This window comes from Actinacidiphila oryziradicis, assembly GCF_005047355.1.
GTDB lineage: Bacteria > Actinomycetota > Actinomycetes > Streptomycetales > Streptomycetaceae > Actinacidiphila > Actinacidiphila oryziradicis.
On sequence record NZ_SUMC01000003.1, the window covers coordinates 136,586 to 155,560 of the forward strand.

Genomic DNA, 18,975 nt, shown 5'->3' on the forward strand with positions numbered 1-18,975 from the left:
CCTGTCTCCTACGCCGACCGAAGGAGATTCCCATGCCTTTCAGGAAAGCGATCGAACCCCATGTGCTCGCGCTGTTCCGGATGGTCGTCGGTCTGCTTTTCGCGGTCCACGGCGTGTCCTCGCTCTTCGGGGTCCCAGCCGTCATCACCGGCACCGTTCCGCCCGGCACCTGGCCCGGCTGGTACGCGGCCGTGATCCAGCTCATCGGCGGTGGCCTGGTGGTGCTCGGAGCGGGCACCCGGGTGGCCGCGCTGATCTGCTCCGGCTCGATGGCATACGCGTACTTCACCGTGCACCAGCCGCAGGCCCTCTGGCCGATCCAGAACAACGGAGACCTCTCCGCGCTCTACGCCTGGGCCTTCCTGCTGCTCGTCGTCACCGGGCCCGGCGCCTGGTCCGTCGAGGGTCTGTTCGACCGCAGCCGTTACGGCCGGAACCTGGCGGCGCGCCATGCCGAGCGGAAGGGCGCCGGACGGAATGACGCCCAGCGGGACGGGGCCGACGTGGCCCGACCGGCCGGCTCCGCGACGGGTGGGGACGGGCTCCCACCCGGGCTGATCCGCCGTCCGCCGTAGTATTCCGGCCATGCCGGTCCAATCGTGAGTGGAACGTCACCTGCCCCCGCCCGATCTCTGTCCGGCCTCTGGCGTACGCTGTACGGCTGTGGGGCGGATGAGGACTCCGTCTCCTGCGCGCAGGCCACAAACCCCAGGGGGCGCCGCGCATTCCGCGGACAGGAGGCGCAGTGCTCCAGGGGCTGGGCTCCTTGTTCGACTGGCCATGGATTCTTGTGCTGGTTGCCGCGTCGGTCGTGCTCGACGTGTTCCTTCCCGTACTGCCCAGCGGCGTTCTGCTGATTTCGGCGGCGACGGCCGGGACGACGGGCACCGGCGACCTGCTCGATGTCATCATCCTGCTGGGATGCGCGGCTGCCGCCTCGATCCTCGGCGACATCGCGGCCTACCGGCTCGCCTGGCGCGGCGGAGACTGGCTGGACCACCGGCTGGCTCAATCCCGCCGCCTCACCACCGCCCAGGAACGCCTCGGCGCCGTCCTCGCCCACGGCGGCGGCGCCCTCGTCGTCCTCGCCCGCTTCGCCCCCGCCGGGCGCTCCGTGGTCAGCCTCAGCGCAGGGGCCACACACCGCCGCGCCAAGGAGTTCCTGCCCTGGTCCGCCCTGGCCGGCCTGATCTGGGCCGCGTACAGCGTGGGCCTCGGCTATGTCGGCGGTGAGTGGCTCGGTGCGAGCTGGCTCGGCACCTGCATCTCGGTCGCCGCCCTCATAGTCTCCGGCTCCGTCGCCGCGTACGTATTCCGCCGCGAGAACCGTACTTACGACGCCGCCGACGGCGCCCTCGCCACCGTGGCCATCCCGGCCCAGGGCGTGCCGACCGACCGTGCGGCGGTCGCTGAAGCGCTCTGACCTGCCGGACAGGCCCTTGCGCCGCGGCGCAAGGGCCTACGCCTCCTGCAGCAGCCTCAGCAGCTCCCGCTCGTCGTCCGCCGACAGGTCGGAGACGAAGCGGGCCAGGACCGTCCGGCGGTCCGCCTCCGCGTCCAGGACCTGCCGCATGCGGCGCGCGGCGAGTCCGGCCTCGTCGGCTATGGGCTCGTAGGTGTAGGCGCGGCCGTTGCGCACCCGGCTGAGGGTGCCCTTCTCGTACAGCCGTGACAGCGTGGTCACGACCGTCGAGTACGCGGGGTCGCCCGCGATGTGCTGCTGCACCTCGCCGGGTGTGAGCGGCCGGCCCACGGCCCACAGGGCGGCGAGAATCTCCGACTCGAGCACTCCGTGTGCCCGTCGGGGCGTCTGCGATTCCATGGCGGTTCTCCTCCCCTGCTCATCTACCATCATGTAGAAGTTCTACGGATGCGTAGAAGTCATGGTCAAGATTTTGCCACATGGGACACAACCAAGAGCCACCCCCACCCGTCCCCTGCACCTGGGCGTTTCACCTGGCAGGTCGCAACCCCCATACCGTGACCCGCCACAACGCCTCGAAGACAATGGACCGGCTCATCTTGCTCACCCCGTGCTCCCGTTCCACGAAGGTGATCGGCACCTCCGTGACCTTGAAGCCGCGCCGTACCGCCCGGCGTGCCAGGTCGACCTGGAAGCAGTAGCCCTGCGACTCCACCTCGTCCAGGCCGAGCCCCAGCAGCGTCCGGGTCCGAAAGGCCCGGTAGCCGCCGGTGACATCCCGCACCGGCAGCCGGAGCATGATCCGCGCGTAGAGGCTGCCGCCGCGTGACAGCACCTCCCGCGACTTCGGCCAGTTCACCACCCGTCCACCAGGCACCCAGCGCGAGCCCAGCACCAGATCGGCCCCCTCGTCCAGGGCGTCCAGCAGCCGCGGCAGCTCCTCCGGCCGGTGCGAACCATCGGCGTCCATCTCCACCAGCACGTCGTAACCGCGCTCCAGGCCCCACTGGAAACCCGCCAGGTAAGCCGCGCCCAGGCCGTCCTTGCCCGCCCGGTGCAGCACATGCACCCGGCCGTCCCGGTTCTGTTCGGCCAACTCATCGGCGATCGCACCCGTACCATCGGGGCTGTTGTCATCGGCGATGAGCAGATCCGCATCCGGCACCGACGTGCGGAGCCGGGCGGCGATCGAGGCTATGTTCTCCGCCTCGTTGTATGTGGGGACGATCACCAGAATCCGGTTACCCATCCGCGCGATACCTCTCTCTCCCATGCAACGGAACCCATCGATCCGCCATCTACATAGATGTAGACGACGGCGATGAGGTTGCCCGCCCATCAGGAAAGGACGAGCTCCGGCATGGAAGAGATGCTCCAAGCCTCCACCACCCCCCAGGCGCCCCCGCCTACGGAGGCCCCCCCACCCCTGGCTGCCGCGCCCCCGCAATGGCACCGCGGCATCACGGTGCTCGCTGTCATCAGCATGTTCATCGGCACCCGGTCCATGTGGACCCATGCCATGGCGATCAACCCGTTCGTCGCCGGCCTCATCTCAGTCTGCTACGCCGCCATCCTGGTCCTCGGCGTCCTCACCCTCACCGTCCGCAGCCGCAAGTCACTGGGGCGCGTCGACCTCGCCGTACTGATCCTCGCCATCACCCTCGCCGTCTGCGCGTACGTCCTCAGCCACACCGGCAGCGACGAATCCGTGCTCACCTCGCAGGCAGCCCGCGAAATCGTGAGCGGTCACGCCGTCTACGGTCAGCCCTGGCCCTGGCTCTTCAACAACCCGAACATCATCGCCGTCACTCCCACCATGTCCGGCGGCACCGACTACACCTACGGCTACCCGCCGCTGGCCCCCCTGCTCACCGCCCCCGTCTACCTGGTGACGCACAGCATGCTGTCCGCCACCGTGGTCGGCACCGTCGCCATCATCGCCGCAACCATCGCCCTCTGGGTCATGCTGCCCGCCCCATGGCGCTCCGCGGCCCCCGCCGTCTGCCTCGGCTTCGGCACGCTCGCCAGCTACGGCCGCCTGGGCTACCCCGCTATCGTCGCCCTCGCCTTTCTCATCCCCGTCGTCATCCGCTGGCCCGCCATCGGCGCCGGCGGCCGCCTCGGCCGCCCCGGCATCGCCCGCGCCATCTGCCTCGGCGCCGCTTGCGCCGCCCAGCAGCTCCCCTGGTTCCTCACGCCGTTCCTGCTCGTCGGCATCTACGCCGTCCGGCGCGGTGAACTCGGTGCCCGCCCGGCCCTTGCCGTCGTCGCCCGTCTCGCCGGCATCGCCGCCGCCACCTGGCTGGCCATCAACGCCTACTTCATCGTCACCGAGCCCAGCACCTGGCTCGGCGGCATAGCGCTGCCACTCACCCAGGGCGCCCTCATCCACGGCCAGGGCCTTGTCGACATCTCCTTCTACTTCACCAACGGCAGCGGCCGTCTTGACTTCTACTCCTACAGCAGCTCCCTGCTCCTGCTCGGGCTCATCGCCCTCTCCGTCCTCTTCATCCGCCGGCTCGGCCCCGCCGCCACCGTCCTGCCCTGGTGCGCCTTCTACTTCGCCACCCGCTCCCAGGACGGCTACTACCTGATGATGACGCCGCTCTGGGTCGCGGCCGCCGCCACCGTCCCCTCGTCCGCCTTCGCCTCGGCCTGGCAGCCCCGCCTCTCCGCCATCCGCGGCCGCACCCCCCGGCTCGCCGCCGTCACCGCCGCCGTCCTCACCCCCGCCACCGCCTGCGTCGCCATCGCCGCCTTCTCCGGGCCGCCGCTTCACCTCGACATCACCGCCGTCCACACGAAGGACCGCGCCCACCGCAAGATCAGCACCCTCACCTTCTACGCCGCCAACAGCACCGGCTCCGCTCTCACCCCCCACTTCGCCGTCAGCACCGGACAGGGCACCTCAGCTTTCTGGACCGTCCTCAACGGCCCCACCGCCATCCCCGCGCACGGCAAAGCCCGTTACGTCCTCCAGCCCCCGGGCCGAAGCTACCTCATCGCCAACCCCGGCAAGCGCCTCCGGCTACGGGTCTTCACCCCCACCCCGATGACGATCAGCAGCACGGACATCCCGGTCCCGGCGGCAGCGCTGAAGGCGGCCGCGGGCAAGTGAGTCCGTAGCTCTCCCCGCCTCCACGGCGGTTGCGCTCTCGGCAACCGCCGGCTGTGGGACTCCATCAACACACAGGTCACCGCACCGGTGACCGCTGCGGCGATGACCGCCCGGTCCGGCGCTTCTGCCGCGTGCTGATCCTGGGGCTGGTCGGTGGCCGATGAGGCGATGAGCCGGCGACCGGCCCCCGCGTACGGCAACTGGTGGGGCCCGGCTCGGACACTGGCGGGAGGTGCCATCAGGTCGTCAGGTACGGCCCGACGTGACCACTGACCACCGACCGCACACCGTCCCGGGACAACAAAAATCCCGACCGGTCATGATGACCGGCGGGATCTCGTCAACCGCTCCTGAGCTCACTCAAGACCGGCCGTTGTGTCGTGTGGGCGCGGAGGGTTTCGAACCCCCGACCTATGCCTTGTAAGGGCACCGCTCTACCACTGAGCTACACGCCCGCTGAACATGAGACGCCAGAATACCGTGCCGGACGCCATGCTCGGCAACTCGCTATCCGTCGGCCAGCAGGTCCGTGTCCAGCACCGTGACCAGGTGCGCCCCGCCGGGTGCGGGGCGGGCCTGGTCGAGGCGGGCCCGGGCGGTGCGGTTGTGGAGCACAAGGGTCATGAGCTGGTTGCCGAACCAGGGGCCGCCGCGCTTGCGCCAGGTCACGGGTGGGCGGGTGGTGCGGCCGTGGCGGGCCAGGAGACGGCCGAGAAGGCGGGCCGGGGGGCTCCAGGCGAAGCGGAAGGCGGCGCGGAGGTGGGCGGGGAAGGCGTTGTGAACGGGGGAGCAGGTGAGCTGGAGGACGCGGGAGCGGAGCGGGCGGCCGGGGAAGCCGGCCTCGACGGCGTAGGCGTGGTGGACGTCGCCGGAGAGGACGAGGACGGTGGCGGGGGCGCCGGGGGCGGTGCCGGCGGCGGCGACGATGTCGGCGAGGGCGGCGAAGGAGCCGGGGAAGGCCGCCCAGTGTTCGAGGTCGGCGGCGCGGCGGAGGCGTTCGCCGCGGGCCGCCCAGCGGGGGCCGCGGGCACCTTGGGTCAGGGCGGCGCTCCAGGCCTCGGCGTTGTGGACGGAGTGGGGGAGGAGCCAGGGGAGCGAGGTGCCGATGAGGAGATGGTCGAAGCTGCCGTCGGCGTGGGCGTTGTCGCGGAGCCAGTCGAATTCGGCGCGGTCGAGCATGGCGCGGTGGTCCTCGTCCAGGACGCGGGCGGCGCGCGAGTCGACCATGAGCAGGCGTACGCGGCCGAAGTCGCGCCGGTAGCTCCAGCGGGCCTGGGCCGGGTCGGCGTCGGCGCGGGTGGCGAAAGCCCGTAGGGCGTCGGTGCCGTCCTCGGCGGCGCGGACGGCGGCGTAGAGCGTGTCGGTGGCGAGTTCGGCGGGGGAGAGGTTGCCGAGGTGCTGGTAGACCCAGTACGAGGTGAGGCCGCTGACGATGCGCTCCTGCCACCAGGGGGTGGCGCGGATGTCCTCGCGCCAGGACTGGGAGGTGTTCCAGTCGTCGATGACATCGTGGTCGTCGAAGATCATGAGGCTGGGGACGGTGGAGAGCAGCCAGCGCACTTCGGGGTCGAGCCAGGACTCGTCGTAGAGGTGGGTGTATTCCTCGTAGTCCGCGACCTGGTCCCCCGGGGGCTTGCTGGTGTCACGGCGCCCCGCGAGCCAGGCGCGGGTGGCGGCGGAGGTCTCGTCGGCGTAGATCTGGTCGCCGAGCAGCAGCAGGACGTCGGGTCGGGCGGCGCCGTCCGGTTCGGCGGCGATCCGGCGGCCGAGGGCGCAGAGGGCGTCCGGTCCGGCGGGGTCGTCGCCGTCCGGCCCGGGGGCTGCCCAGTGGCAGGAGCCGAAGGCGACCCGTAGCGGGTGGTCCTCGGCGGACGGCGTAGGGATGAGGCTCGGCGGGAAGGGGGAGCCGGGGAGCGGCCAGACGTCCTGGCCGTCGAGCGTGACCCGGTAGCCGGTGGCAGTGCCGGGGCGCAGTCCGGTAACGGTGACGAGGGCGTAGTGGTGCCCGGCGACCTGCCAGCTGCGGGCGGCGCCGGTGGCGGTGCCGTCGTCGCACACGACCCGGGCCTCGCAGGGCCGGTCGGTCTCGACCCATATGGTGGCGGTGTGCTCGTCCACGTAACGCAGTAGTGGTCCGAGCCGCAGTTCTGCTCCGGCCATGGCTGCGGCCTCCCCTCCGTCGCGGGCTCGCAGGCTCGCGGGCTCAGGCCCGCAAGCTTACGGACGACGGAGGGGGAGGCCCGGGTTCCCGGCCGTGTGGGGCCGGCCGGGAAGGCATTCAGCAGCCGCTGAGGACGCTGGTCAGCTTGGTCTTCTCGGCGGTGTCGATCGAGAGGTCGTAGTAGTACTTCACCTGGACCCAGGCGCGCACGTAGGTGCAGGCGTAGCCGGTGAGCGGCGGCATCCACTCGGCCGGGTCCTGGTCGCTCTTCGACTGGTTCACGTTGTCCGTGACGGCGATGAGCTGCGGCCGGACCAGGTCGTTGGCGAAGGCCTGGCGCTGGGCGGTGGTCCAGGCGCTGGCGCCGGAGTCCCAGGCCTCGGCGAGCGGGACGAGGTGGTCGATGTCGACGTCGGAGGCCGCGGTCCAGGTGGCGCCGTCGTAGACGGAGTACCAGCTGCCGCTGGTGGCGGCGCAGGCGGAGCTGGTGACGACGTTCGTGCCGTCGCGCTTCAGGACCGTCTCGCGGGTGTTGCAGGTGCCGCTGATGGTGATCCAGTGCGGGAAGAGGGCGCGGTCGTAGCCGGTCCGGTCCTCGGTCGCGACGGTCAGCGAGGCGAGGTAGGTGCGGGCCGTGGCCGCGCTGACGGGGGTGGGCAGCGCGGCGTTGGCTGTGGGGGCCGGGCCGATGATCCCGAGCATGGCCATCAGGCCGGTGAGAGCGGCGAGCACACTCAGTCGTCGACGCGCGTAGATACCGGGCCGCGCGAGGGCGGTGCGTATTCGGAGCATGTGGACTCCTTGAATTGTGGGGGTTGTTGGACCACCTTGGGTCCTTGGCAATCGTGGCGCTTTAACGTTTCTTTGCGAGGGCTGCCGGGTTACAGGTTGACGTCATGTTCATGTCATGTCGAGGTCTTGGTACGGTCAAATCCGGCCGTTTTCCGGCCTAGGGTGAGAGGCGTGATCGTCGCCTCCACCCTGCTCCCGGTCAACCGCACGCTCGGCATCGTCCTCGCCGCCCTGCTCGTCGCGGCCGCGGGCGTCGCAGCGTACGCCCGGCTCGCCGAGGAGCGGGAGAGCTACGCGCGTCCGATGCTCACCGCCGGGCTGCGGGCGGCGGTCCAGCTCGGCGCCGTCGCGCTGCTCATCGGCTGGGTGGTCCGCCACCAGGCCGCGCTGCTCGGTTTCGTCATCCTGATGTATGCGGTCGCGGTGCGTACCGCGGGCCGCCGGATAACCGCCGACCGCACCTGGTGGTGGGCGGCGGTCCCGATGGCCGCCGGGGCCTTCCCCGTCGTCGCCCTGCTCGTCCTGACCGGGCTCCTCCCGCTCGACGGCATCGCGCTGATCCCCGTTGCCGGAATTCTCATCGGCGGCGCGCTCAGCTCGACCGTCCTCGCCGGCCGCCGCGCCCTGGACGAGCTGCGCGCCCGGCGCGGCGAGGTCGAGGCCGCGATGGCGCTCGGCCTCCTCGACCGGGAGGCCCGCCTGGAGATCGCCCGCCCGGCCGCGTCCACCGCCCTTGTCCCAGGCATCGACCAGACCCGGACCGCCGGCCTGGTCACCCTCCCCGGGGCCTTCGTCGGCATGCTGCTGGGCGGCGCGTCACCGCTGACGGCGGGCGTGGTGCAGCTCTTCGTACTGGTCGCGCTGCAGATGGTGCAGGCGGTGTCGGTGGCCGTGGTCCTCGAACTCGTCGCCAGGGGCCGGATAACCCGTCCTGTAGGATGAATGACGCAGAAGGGGAGTAGCTCTTCGCCGGACCGTCGACATACTGCTCAGCTCGTCTGAGCCGGCGCCCGGAGGCCAACGCAGAGTCTTGCGCTGAGCCAGCGAGACCTTCGGCCGCAGTGTCCGACGCTGCCGTGCCGAAGTGACCCCTTTACGAGGTTCCCGGTACGGCCGCCCGTCCCGAAGAGGAACCCAAGTCCCGTGTTCAGCCTCACAGTCGCCGCCATCGTCTTCGGCGTGATCTTCCTCGCCGAACTCCCCGACAAGACGGCCCTCGCCGGTCTGATGCTCGGCACCCGCTACCGCGCGTCCTACGTCTTCTGCGGCGTCGCGGCCGCCTTCCTCGTCCATGTCGCGCTCGCCATCGCGGCCGGCAGCGTCCTCACGCTGCTGCCGCGCCACTGGGTGCAAGGCGTCGTGGGCCTGCTCTTCCTGGCGGGCGCGGCCATGCTCCTGTTCAAGCACGACGATCACGAGGAAGCGGTCCGTGAGCCCGCCGACCAGAGCTTCTGGAAGGTCGCCGGCACCGGCTTCATGCTCATCCTGGTCGCCGAGTTCGGCGACCTCACCCAGATCATGACCGCCAACCTCGCCGCCCGCTACAACGACCCCATCGCGGTCGGCCTCGGCGCGGTGCTCGGCCTCTGGGCGGTGGCCGGGCTAGGCATCGTGGGCGGCCGGGCACTGATGAAGCGGGTGCCGCTCCGGCTGATCACCCGGATCGCGGCGGCGGTGATGTTGGCGCTGGCCGGTTTCAGCCTTTATGAGGCGTTCGCCGGCTGAGCCGCCATATGGAGGGCCCGGTAGAAATCGAGGTGCTGCCGGGCCGCGGCCTCCCAGGTGTGGCGGGCCGCGAGTGCCCGGCCCGCCGACCGGCGATCGGGGTCCGGCACGTCCAGGGCCCGGCCGAGCTGGGCGGCGAGCGTGCCGGGGCCGGTGGCGAAGAGGGCCGCGGGGCCGAATACCTCGCGGAGCACCGGCAGGTCCCGTACCACCAAGGGGACTTCGGCGGCGAGGGCCTCCATGGCGGCGAGGCCGAAACCCTCCTTGGCGGAGGGGAAGGCGAAGGCGGCGGCGGACGCCACCAGCGAGGGCAGATCGCTGTCCGGAACGGCCCCGAGGACCACGGGCTGCACGCCCAGCTCCGCCGCACGGGCCTCCCAACGGGCCCGGTAGTCGCGGTAGTCGAAGAGCGTCTCGCCCCCGGCGATGACCAGGCGTACACCGGGACGGTTGGCGCGGAGCAGCGCGTACGCCTCCAGCAGGTCCAGCGATCCCTTGCGGGGCTCGATACCGCCGACGGTGAGGATGTAGCGGCCGAGCCGGGCCTTCCATTCCGCCTGGGCTCCGGTGTCCGCCGCGGCCGAGGCGAACCGTTCGTATGCCACGCCGTTGGGGATGACCTGGGCTTTGATGCCCCAGCCGGTGGCGAGCTCATCGGCCACGGAGCGGGAGACGCACACGTGCGCGTACGGCGCGGTGATGGCCCGCTCGTGGCAGGCGGCCAGTTCGGGGGTGGTGAAGCGGTCGATGTGGTGGACGGTACGGACGCAGTGGCCGACGGCGTTGGCGCTGATGCAGTCCTGGGCGTGCACGATGTCGTACGGGGGTGTGTCCGACCGGCAGAAGGCCTCGCGAAGGGCCGCGATGGAACGCAGCACGCGCTCCCCGACGCTCTCCCCGGCCCGGTCGGGGAAGGGCACGACGCGCTGCCGGACGGCCGGGGCGACCTCGCGGAAGAACCCGCTGTCGCCGCCGCGCCCCAGGGTCCATACGGTGACGTGCTGGCCGGCGGCGGCCAGTGCCTCGGCGAGGGCGAGGGTATGGACGACGCCGCCGCGCGGCTTGGTGGAGTAGCTGAGCAGGGCGATGGACAGCGGCGGCGTCATACGGTTCCCCCGTTTCCCCGGTAGGCGTCGGGCCGGCGTTCGTGGAGGTGGCGCAGGACGCGGCGGGCGCGGTCGATCTCTGCGGCGATGTCGGCCTCGGCGACGGCGAGCCCGGCCTTGGCCCAGGTGCGGGCGAGGATGTCACCACCGGGGCTGACGACCTTGGCCTGGCCGAGGAAGCGCATGCCGCCCATGGCGCCGGTCTGGTTGGAGGAGGCCAGGAACACCTGGTTCTCGGCGGCGCGGGCCTGGTCGTACAGGTCGAAGAGCTTGGCCTGGCGGTCCTGGGCCATCCGTGGCGCGCGGTTGGTGATGCTGGTCGGCCAGGCGGACAGGCAGGCCAGGATCTCGGCTCCGTCCAGGGCGAGGCTGCGGGCCGACTCGGGGAAGGTCTTGTCGTAGTCGATGAGCATGCCGATCCGGCCGACCGGGGTGTCGAAGGCGTCGAAGCGGTCGCCCGGGGAGTACGCCGCGACCTCCCCGGCCGGCAGGTGCACCTTGCGGTGCCGGCCGAGGACGCCGTCGCCGCTGACGCAGACGGCCGCGTTGTAGCGGTCGGGGTCCTCGCCGTCGATGGCGGCCTCGCAGTAGCCGAAGCAGACGACCATCTCGGCGGCGAGGGCGGCGACGCGCATGATCAGCGGGTCGTCGGGTTTGAGCGCGGGCGGTAGCGCGTCGGGGTCCGGGTGGCGGAGGTCGGCGAGGTAGCCGCCGAGGGTGGCGTCGGGCAGGACCAGCAGGCCGGCTCCCTCGGCGCGGGCGTCGGCGATCAGCTTGGCGATTCTGGCCAGGCCGAATTCGAGGTCGCGGCCGAAGTGTGCGGCTGCGGCCGCTATGCGGGTCACGTGCGTTCTGCCTTTCTCGGTGTGCCGGGGGCGTCCGGGGGCGCCTGCGGCTGGCCTTCCCCACCCCGCCCCTTCCCGGCCGCGTCCCATATGCGGCTGGCGCCGCGTGGGGGGGGCTCCGCCCCCAGACCCCCAGGTCCTCGAACGCCGGACGGGCTGGTTTGTTGCTGGGGCTCCGCCCCAGATCCCGGTCCTCGAACGCCGGACGGGCTGGGGTGGGCGGGACGGGCTGGAGTGGGCCGGAAGGGCTGGAGTTGGGGGGACGGGGTGGGTGCGGGTCCTCAGACGCCGGACGGGGTGGGGTTTCGGGTTTCTGCCGGGTACGCGTCGGGGCGGCGGTCCCGTAGGTGGCCCATGGAGCGGCGGGCGGTCTCCAGGGCTTTGGTCACGTCGAGTTCGGCGACAGCGATTCCGGCGTCGACTCCGGTGTCGGCGAGGATGTCGCCGCCGGGGTCGACGACTTTGGCGCTGCCGACGAAGCGTAGCGACCCAAAGGTTCCTGACTGGTTGGCGGATACCCAGACGATCTGGTTCTCCAGCGCCCTGGCCCGGTCGAACAGGTCGAAGCGGCGCTTCCAGCGGTCCTCGGCGAGGTCGGCCGCCGCGTTGGTACGGGAGCCGGGCCAGGCGGAGACGCACACCCCGATCTGCGCGCCGTCCAGGGCCAGCGCCCGGGCGGACTCGGGGAACGCCTTGTCGTAGCAGATCATCATGCCGATCCGGCCCACCGGTGTGTCGAAGGCGCGGAAGCGGTCGCCGGAGGCGTAGCTGGCGTCCTCGCTGAGCGGCTGGTGGACCTTGCGGTGGTTGCCGAGGACGCCGTCGCCGTTGACGCAGACCACGCTGTTGTAGCGGTGGCCGTCCTGGCCCGCCTCGCAGTAGCCCGCGACGACGGTCATCCCGCCCGCGAGGGCGGCGAGGCGGCGGATCTCGGGTCCGTCGAGGGCGAGGGCGGGCGGCCCCGCGTCCAGCGCCGCTTCTTCGGTGTCGAGGCTCAGCAGGTATCCGCCGAGGCAGGCCTCGGGCAGGGCGAGGAGCTGTACGTTTTCGGCGCGGGCCTCTTTCACCAGCCGTTCGACGATCGCGAAGTCCTCCTCGAGTTCGCGGCCGAACTCCGCCGCGACGGCGGCCATGCGGACCGTACCCATACTCATGCCGTCCCCATTCCGGTCACCGGGCCGGTGACAGCTTCCGTGATCTCTCCGTCGGGCCAGCGCAGCCCGACGCCCTGCCCGCTGACCAGTTCCCCGCAGACGGCACCGGTGGCGGGGCCGGCCGGCAGCGGTGCCCGGCCCGGGATGTCTGCGGTGAGCATCGCGAAGCCGGGGAAGCAGGTCAGCCAGTCGCCCATGGCGGCGTCCTGCGGCCGGGGCATGGCGGCGATGTCCAGGACCGCCGCGCAGCCGCTCGCCTCGGCGAGCATGCCGAGGGTGCCGGCGATGCCTGCCATGGACACGTCCTTCGCGGCGGCGGGCCTCGTGGCGCCCACCGCGCCGAGCATCGCCCGGAGTTCGTCCGTACGGCGCCGGGTCGTCGAGTCCCACTGGCGGCCCCGGTATCCGGACCGCCAGCCGCCGCCGAGGTCGGCGGTGAGCCGGACCCGGTGCCCGGGACGTCCGCCGCCGCCGGGCACGGGGTGGCCGGTGCGGCCGAGTGCGGTCACCGACAGGGCGGCCGGCACGCCGAGCTGGGTGTGGCCGCCGAGCACCGGTATCCCGTATGCCACGGCCGCGCGCCGCAGTCCGGCCAGTACCCGGGCGGCGTGCGAGGCGTCGGGCGCGCCGAGTGCGTCGAGGAGCCCGACCGGGGTCGCGCCCATCGCCGACAGGTCGTTGACGTTGACCAGGACCGAGCACCAGCCGGCCCACTCCGGGTCCCGTTCGACCATGGACGGGACGATGGCGTCGCAGGCGGCGACGAGATCGCTGCCGGGCACGGGGGCGCCGTCGTCCCCGACGAAGCCGCTGCCGCCAGGGGCCAGCCCGGCCAGCAGCGGGCCCAGGGCGGCCTTGGTGGCCGAGGCCTGGGCGCCGATCCGGCCGATCGGCCGGCGCATCAGCACATGCGGTGAGCCGGCGACCGCGACCGGCCGTACCCGCCGCCAGCCGAGCCGCTGGAACAGCGGCTCGTTGCACGCCTGGACCGTCGCCTCGAAGCGCAGCGCGCCCTCCGACTCGGCGCGGGCGCAGGCGGCGCGGACGAGGGCCGCGCCGATCCCCTGCGGGCCGCGCGCGTGGCGGGCGACGACGAGGCGGCCGCCCGTCCACCAGCCGATGTCCGGTCCGTCGTCGGCGGGGCCGAGCCGGACGCCGCCGACGACGCAGCCGTCGCGGTCCCGGGCCACCAGGACGAGGGTGCGGGGATCGTCGTCGCGGTCGTCGAGGTCATGGCCGTCGAACAGCCCCTGCTCCTCGACGAACGCCTGCCGCCGCAGCCGGCGGTAGGGGTCCAGGGCGGCCGGACCGTCGGCCTCCTCGATGCGGAAGCGGGGCTGCCGCGCCAGGGTGCTGCGGTCGCCGAGCAGGGCGAGGATGTCGCCGAGCGCAGGACCCGCCGGGGCGAGGACTCCTCCGTCGAGCCCGGTCTGGGCGTGGGGAGCCGGTATCGTACTCATCCGCCCGCCGTCCGCAGCACGCTGCATGCGCCGCACGCCGCGCAGCCGGCCTTCTGGTCGGCGCCGGACATCCCGGCGGAGCGCAGCTTCAGGGCGACCCGCTCGGTGACGTACCGCAGCAGCTCCGGGTCCGGGGCGCCGATGCCGTCGCGGGCGGCGAGGGTGCCGCGCATCGGGCGGAACGGCACGACGAACGGGTACACCCCGCGGTCGATCAGCCGTCCGGCCCCCGCGATCAGCTCGTCGGGATCCTCACCGAGGCCGACCAGCAGGTATGTCGAGACGCGGTTGGGCCCGAAGACCCGCACGGCCTCGTCCCAGGCCGCCTCGTAGCCGGCCATCGGGACGGTGGATTTCCCCGGCATCCAGCGGCGGCGCACCTCGTCGTCGAGTGCCTCGGCATGGATGCCGATGGCGGTCGCCCCGGCGTCGTGCAGTTCGCGGATCCAGGACAGGTCACCGGGCGGCTCGCACTGCACCTGGATCGGCAGGCCGGGTACGGCGGCCAGTACGGCGCGGACGGCGCGGGCCAGGCCGCGGGCGCCCCGGTCGGGGCCGGTGGTGGTGCCGGTGGTCATCACCATCTGCTTGACGCCGTCGAGGCGGACCGCGGCCTCGGCGACCTCGGCGAGCTGTGCCGGGGTCTTGGCGGCCACCGTCGCGCCGGAGCGCAGCGACTCCTCGATGGTGCAGAAGCGGCAGCGGTCGGGCTCGGCGTAGCGGATGCAGGTCTGGACGACGGTGGTGGCGAGCACGTCGGCGCCGTGCAGGCGGGCGATCTGCTCGTACCGGACGCCGTCGGCGGTCGTCAGGTCGTAGAACTTCGGCCGGCGGACGGTCCGCAGGGTGAGCCCGGTGTCCTCCTCGCCGAGCCAGACCCTGCCGTCGCGGACGGTGTAGGGGCTGTCGGGGTTGGTGGGGAGGGCGGCGTTGGCACCGTCGGCGGAACCGCTCCCCATGACGAAGTGGCCGTCGTCACTCGGTCCCGCGCCTTCCGGCCGCCGTACGGGTGCTTCCATCCGTACGCCGTGCAGGGCGAGTTCGGCGCGGGTGAGGATCCTGACATCGGTCCTGGCCGGCGCGGAGCCGCCGCTTGCGCAGCCGCTGCCGGCGCGGGGCGTGTCCTGCTGAGCCTCCCCGGTGGGGGGGACGGTGCCAACGCTCATGTCGTTCCCCTCAGAGCTGGTAGGTGGAGTTGATGATCGCGCCCTTGCGGGCGTAGTGGATCAGGGCGTCCTGTACGTCCAGCGGGTGGGTCGGGATGACGCCCTCGATCAGGTCCTCCTCACGGGCGCCGTGCAGGGAGAGGCCGAATCGGCAGCAGTAGACCTTGCCGCCCTCGGCGATGAAGGTCTTGAGCTGGTTGTTGATGTTGTGCTCGCCGGGGAACGCGGAGTTGCCGGTGGTGGGGAAGCCGCGGGTGGCGAGGCAGTTGAGAGAGCCGGGGCCGTAGAAGTAGATGGCGGTCTCGAAGCCCTTGCGCAGTGCGCGGGTGGCCTGGAGTACGGCGACGAAGCTGACGGAGGACTCGTGGGCGATGCCGTGGACGAGGGTGAAGTAGGTCTCGCCGTCCTCGGCCTTGTAGTCCGGGAAGACCTTGGTGCTGCCGTAGATGGTGGAGCCCTCGGGGAGGGAGGGGTGCGGGATCTCGGTGAGGCTCTGCTTCTCGATGTCGCTGAGTTCCACGGTGTCGGTCATGGCTGGTTCTCCTCCTGCGGGAATGGGTTGAGGGTTGACGGGGAGTCAGTCGTAGAGCGTGGCGAAGGTGTCGCGGAAGACGAGCTCGCCGAGCTCACCACCGCCGGCCGCGGCGCTGAGGCGGGCGAACTCCCCGCTGAAGTCGCCCCACGGCTGGTCGCTGGCGAAGAGCACGCGGTCGTGGCCGATACCGCGGCGCTCGATCTCCCGGGCCAGCCAGTACGGCGCGAAGCCGATGGCCCAGGAGAGGTCGGTGTAGACGCGCTTGCCGGCCGCGATCCAGTCGAAGAACCGGGAGCCGACAAGCTTGATGTGGCCGCTCATCCCGCCGCCGAAGTGCACCAGGTGCACCGGCACACGGTCGGCGTACCACTCCACCAGGTTGCCGACCTCGTCTATGTCGGAGGCGGCACCGGGGGAGGTATGGACATGGACGACCAGGCCGAGGCGTTCGGCCTCCTGGAAGATCCGGTCCAGCTGGGGGCGGCAGGCCGGGTCGGTGGCCCGGCCGCCGAGCAGGAAGCTGAGCTTCAGGGCCCGTACGCCGTCCTCGCCGGCCAGCGCGAGGGCGCGCGCGGTGCGGTGCTCGTCCTCGGGGCGCGGGGAGACCCACAGTCCGGCGCGGATCCGGTCGTCGCTCTGGGCCGCCTCGATGACCAGCTCGTTGAAGGAGAAGGCGATCTCCGGGTCGGGCACCCCGTAGTTGGGGATGACCAGGGCACGTTCGGTGCCCTCGGCGTCGAGGTCGGCGATGAGCTGCTTGACGGTGGCGCGGGCGGTGCTGTCGGGGCGGACGGCCGGGCCGCCGTAGAAGGGATACGCGGGCAGCACACCCAGGTGGCGGTGCGCGTCGGAGATCTGGCGTTCGGTCACTGGTACATCCCCTCAGCCCACCGGAAGCGCGGCGGCCAGCGCCATGGGCGCACCGGTGAGCGTGCCGCAGACATCGGCGAGGCGGCGCGAGGCGTCGATGTGCCCGGCCAGGAATTCCGCGTCCCGGCCCACCGCCTCGAAGCGCCCGGACCCCCAGCTGTACTGCCAGGGCAGGCCCAGGAAGTGCAGCCCCGGGCAGCTGGTGGCGCCGCGCCGGTGCATCGGGTAGCCACGGCCGTCGAAGACGGGTATCTCGATCCAGCGGTGGTCGCGGGCGAAGCCGGTGGACCAGATCACCGAGGTGATTCCGGCCGCTGCCAGATCGACGTCGTGCGGCTGCTCGGACGGCTCCCACACCGGTACGTACCTGGGCTCCTCCGGAGCGTCGATGCCGTGGGCGGTGATGTGGGCGTCTATGGCGTCCTTGATGCCCTCGGCCACCGAGTCGGCGTGGTCCAGGGCGGCCTTCAGATCGTCGGCGAACTCCAGCGTCGCGCCATTGACGCCGGTCAGCCGGCCGTAGAGCCGCATGCCGTCCCGTGCGAAGGCCCGCAGGTCGATGTCGCGTCCGCCGTCCCGGCCGGTGACGTAGTGATTCACCCGCATCCTTACGGCGTCGGCATCGCCGAACCTGTCGATGCCCTTGGCGTAGTGGCCCATCTCGTCCAGCCAGGCGACGCAGTCGCGCCCCCGGTAGAACCGGGCCACGCGCGGTGCGCTGCCGACGGCCAGATGCACCTGCCGGCCCGCGAGGTGCAGGTCCTCGGCGATCTGGCAGCCGGACTGGCCGGTGCCGACCACCAGGACGGCGCCCTCCGGCAGCGGGCCGGGGTGGCGGTACCGCGAGGAGTGCAGCTGGGTCACCCCGGCCGGCAGCCGCTCGGCCATCCGGGGCACCGACGGCGTGTGGTAGGGGCCCGTGGCCACCACGACCTGGTCCGCGGTCAGGTCACCGGCCGTCGTGGAGAGCTCGAACACGCCGGTGGCGGCGCGCCGCAGCCTGGTGACGCTCACCCCCTCCACCAGCGGCGGGCGGAAGAAGGACACGTAGTCCTCCAGATACCGCAGGATCTCGTCCCGGACCATGAAGCCGTCCGGGTCCGGGCCCCGGTAGGGGAAACCGGGCAGCTTGCACTGCCAGTTGGGGGTGACCAGGCAGAAGGAGTCCCAGCGGCGCTCGCGCCACTCGTGCCCGGCCCGGTTGGCCTCGATCACGATGTGCTCGATGCCGCGCTCGCGCAGGCAGTAGCTGACGGACAGCCCCGCCTGACCGCCGCCGACGACGGCCACGGGGTAGTGGGCGCCGGCGAGTTCCGTGGTCACCGTCACCGGATGCTCCCGTCGGCGGCGAGCAGGGCCTCCACGGTCACTGTCGCGTCCGGTACGGCGGCGTACGCGGCGGCGGTGCTCTCGATCGCGGCCAGCTGGTCGGACGCTCCGGTGCACACGAACCCGTACTTCGCCCTGACCCTCTCACTCGCGATACCCAGCGCCTGCCTGCTCCGGTCGACGAAGTCGGCCAGCGGATAGGCGGTTCCCGGGGAGAAGAAATCCTCGATTACGGTTGACGGGGAATAACAACGCTGGATTTCACCGTCCGGCCAGCGCACCCGGAAATGCATTTCGGGCATCAGGTCCTCCAGGCAGGGCGGCGAGGTCTTGAGAGGACTTCGCCGCTGCTCGTGAGAACTACTTCAGCCAGATACGGTTACCGATCGATGTCATCCGGAATAAAGGCGTGTCAGCGAAACCTCACAGCGAGGCCGGGGTGCCGGGTCAGTGTCATTCCGGCGGGCTCGGGCCCGGACAGGCCGCAGGGCCCGTCCGGCCGTTGCGGCTGACAGGCCGTTGACGCGATGTGGCCGCGGGGTCGCGTGCCCTGGCGCTGGGGGCATCTCACAGCGCGGCGGGCCGCTCCTTCCTCCACGGACGGCCGGACAGGCCCTAAGCGATGTGCAGGACGAGGCTGCCGTCCGCGGCGGCCTCGACCCGTACCTGCTCCAGTGACTGCACCTGCGCGGTCGGGGCGTGCGCGGCCGCCCTGGAGCCGACCCCCACGACCCGCATCCCCGCTGCCCGGCCGGCCGCGATGCCCGCCTCTGAGTCCTCGAACACCACGCAGTCCGCCGGCTCGAAGCCCAGCTCCGCGGCGCCCTTCAAGAATCCCTCCGGGTCCGGCTTGCTCGCGCTCACCCACTCCGCGGTCACCATCACCTCCGGCAGCGGAAGCGCCGCCGCGCCCATCCGGACCCGGGCCAGGGTCTCGGTGGCGGACGTCACCAGGGCGTGCGGCAGTTTCCGCAGGGAGGCCAGGAAGGCGGGCGCCCCGGCTATCGGCACGACGCCCTCGGTGTCGGTGACCTCCTGCTCCAGGAGGCGGAGGTTGTCGGCGTAATTCTGCTCGACCGGACGGTCCGGGAGCAGCAGCGCCATGGTGGCGTAGCCCTGGCGGCCATGTACGACCTCGATGACCGCGTCGCCGTCCAGGCCGTGTTCCGCTGCCCAGGCGCGCCATACGCGCTCCACGACCGCGTCGGAATTGACGAGGGTGCCGTCCATGTCGAGCAGGAGAGCGCGGGCGGTAAGCGTGGACGGCATGCATGCTCCTCGGAGGTACTCA

At 71.8% G+C, this 18,975-nt stretch carries 18 protein-coding genes, 1 tRNA gene and 1 pseudogene; 5 read left to right on the forward strand and 15 right to left on the reverse strand.

Annotation, left to right across the window (positions count from 1 at the left end; all coding sequences use genetic code 11):
• Positions 1-32 precede the first annotated feature (32 nt).
• Together FCI23_RS04595 and FCI23_RS04600 are read left to right on the forward strand one after the other, a co-directional pair.
• Positions 33-419, forward strand: a pseudogene (locus tag FCI23_RS04595) (DoxX family protein); the annotation flags it as partial.
• Between the two features lie 326 nt (positions 420-745).
• Positions 746-1,423: a DedA family protein gene (locus FCI23_RS04600; RefSeq protein ID WP_136722144.1), complete on the forward strand. Its 678-nt coding sequence runs from the start codon at positions 746-748 to the stop codon at positions 1,421-1,423.
• Between the two features lie 36 nt (positions 1,424-1,459).
• Here the strand turns inward: FCI23_RS04600 and FCI23_RS04605 are convergent, their stop codons facing one another.
• Both FCI23_RS04605 and FCI23_RS04610 read right to left on the reverse strand, forming a co-directional pair.
• Positions 1,460-1,822 carry a BlaI/MecI/CopY family transcriptional regulator gene (locus FCI23_RS04605; RefSeq protein WP_136722145.1) on the reverse strand — a complete coding sequence of 121 codons (363 nt, stop codon included), beginning with the start codon at positions 1,820-1,822 and terminating at the stop codon, positions 1,460-1,462.
• A 130-nt stretch (positions 1,823-1,952) separates the two neighbouring features.
• Positions 1,953-2,672 (reverse strand): polyprenol monophosphomannose synthase, encoded by a 720-nt coding sequence (locus tag FCI23_RS04610; RefSeq protein WP_246143329.1) that lies wholly within the window; start codon positions 2,670-2,672, stop codon positions 1,953-1,955.
• 111 nt (positions 2,673-2,783) lie between these two features.
• On the opposite strand from FCI23_RS04610, the gene FCI23_RS04615 reads away from it, so the two are divergent.
• On the forward strand, positions 2,784-4,541 hold the full coding sequence (locus FCI23_RS04615; RefSeq protein ID WP_211265205.1) for a hypothetical protein: 1,758 nt from the start codon (positions 2,784-2,786) through the stop codon (positions 4,539-4,541).
• Positions 4,542-4,924: 383 nt separating this feature from the next.
• On the opposite strand, the gene FCI23_RS04620 is transcribed toward FCI23_RS04615, so the two are convergent.
• From FCI23_RS04620 to FCI23_RS04630, 3 genes are all read right to left on the reverse strand, one after another.
• A tRNA-Val gene (locus FCI23_RS04620) sits at positions 4,925-4,996 on the reverse strand.
• A gap of 52 nt (positions 4,997-5,048) precedes the next feature.
• Complete coding sequence (locus FCI23_RS04625; RefSeq protein WP_136722147.1) at positions 5,049-6,701, reverse strand: alkaline phosphatase D family protein; 1,653 nt, start codon at positions 6,699-6,701, stop codon at positions 5,049-5,051.
• A gap of 118 nt (positions 6,702-6,819) precedes the next feature.
• On the reverse strand, positions 6,820-7,494 hold the full coding sequence (locus tag FCI23_RS04630; protein ID WP_136722148.1) for an HNH endonuclease family protein: 675 nt from the start codon (positions 7,492-7,494) through the stop codon (positions 6,820-6,822).
• A gap of 171 nt (positions 7,495-7,665) precedes the next feature.
• On the opposite strand from FCI23_RS04630, the gene FCI23_RS04635 reads away from it, so the two are divergent.
• Positions 7,666-8,436 (forward strand): ABC transporter permease, encoded by a 771-nt coding sequence (locus FCI23_RS04635; RefSeq protein ID WP_246143330.1) that lies wholly within the window; start codon positions 7,666-7,668, stop codon positions 8,434-8,436.
• 201 nt (positions 8,437-8,637) lie between these two features.
• Positions 8,638-9,219, forward strand: a complete 582-nt coding sequence (locus tag FCI23_RS04640) for a TMEM165/GDT1 family protein (protein ID WP_136722149.1) — start codon at positions 8,638-8,640, stop codon at positions 9,217-9,219.
• Here the strand turns inward: FCI23_RS04640 and FCI23_RS04645 are convergent.
• The 10 genes from FCI23_RS04645 to FCI23_RS04690 form a co-directional block, all read right to left on the reverse strand.
• On the reverse strand, positions 9,198-10,325 hold the full coding sequence (locus tag FCI23_RS04645) for an MSMEG_0565 family glycosyltransferase (protein ID WP_246143332.1): 1,128 nt from the start codon (positions 10,323-10,325) through the stop codon (positions 9,198-9,200). The two genes, FCI23_RS04640 and FCI23_RS04645, sit on opposite strands and share 22 nt — an antisense overlap.
• A complete protein-coding gene (locus FCI23_RS04650; protein WP_136722150.1) occupies positions 10,322-11,170 on the reverse strand; it encodes a carbon-nitrogen hydrolase family protein in 849 nt (282 codons plus the stop codon). Before FCI23_RS04650 ends, FCI23_RS04645 begins: the two co-directional genes overlap by 4 nt.
• Before the next feature lie 281 nt (positions 11,171-11,451).
• Entirely contained in the window at positions 11,452-12,324 is an 873-nt protein-coding gene (locus FCI23_RS04655; RefSeq protein ID WP_322973799.1) for a carbon-nitrogen hydrolase family protein, read from the reverse strand.
• Positions 12,321-13,784: an MSMEG_0567/sll0787 family protein gene (locus FCI23_RS04660; protein ID WP_136722151.1), complete on the reverse strand. Its 1,464-nt coding sequence runs from the start codon at positions 13,782-13,784 to the stop codon at positions 12,321-12,323. Before FCI23_RS04660 ends, FCI23_RS04655 begins: the two co-directional genes overlap by 4 nt.
• Positions 13,781-14,950: an MSMEG_0568 family radical SAM protein gene (locus tag FCI23_RS04665; RefSeq protein WP_136722152.1), complete on the reverse strand. Its 1,170-nt coding sequence runs from the start codon at positions 14,948-14,950 to the stop codon at positions 13,781-13,783. Before FCI23_RS04665 ends, FCI23_RS04660 begins: the two co-directional genes overlap by 4 nt.
• Before the next feature lie 10 nt (positions 14,951-14,960).
• On the reverse strand, positions 14,961-15,482 hold the full coding sequence (locus FCI23_RS04670) for an MSMEG_0572/Sll0783 family nitrogen starvation response protein (RefSeq protein WP_136722153.1): 522 nt from the start codon (positions 15,480-15,482) through the stop codon (positions 14,961-14,963).
• A gap of 45 nt (positions 15,483-15,527) precedes the next feature.
• Positions 15,528-16,355, reverse strand: a complete 828-nt coding sequence (locus FCI23_RS04675) for an amidohydrolase family protein (RefSeq protein ID WP_246143334.1) — start codon at positions 16,353-16,355, stop codon at positions 15,528-15,530.
• A gap of 12 nt (positions 16,356-16,367) precedes the next feature.
• Positions 16,368-17,684, reverse strand: a complete 1,317-nt coding sequence (locus tag FCI23_RS04680; RefSeq protein ID WP_136722154.1) for an MSMEG_0569 family flavin-dependent oxidoreductase — start codon at positions 17,682-17,684, stop codon at positions 16,368-16,370.
• Entirely contained in the window at positions 17,681-17,986 is a 306-nt protein-coding gene (locus FCI23_RS04685; protein ID WP_136722155.1) for an MSMEG_0570 family nitrogen starvation response protein, read from the reverse strand. Before FCI23_RS04685 ends, FCI23_RS04680 begins: the two co-directional genes overlap by 4 nt.
• 313 nt (positions 17,987-18,299) lie before the next feature.
• Positions 18,300-18,953 carry an HAD-IA family hydrolase gene (locus FCI23_RS04690; RefSeq protein ID WP_136722156.1) on the reverse strand — a complete coding sequence of 218 codons (654 nt, stop codon included), beginning with the start codon at positions 18,951-18,953 and terminating at the stop codon, positions 18,300-18,302.
• Between the last annotated feature and the right edge of the window lie 22 nt (positions 18,954-18,975).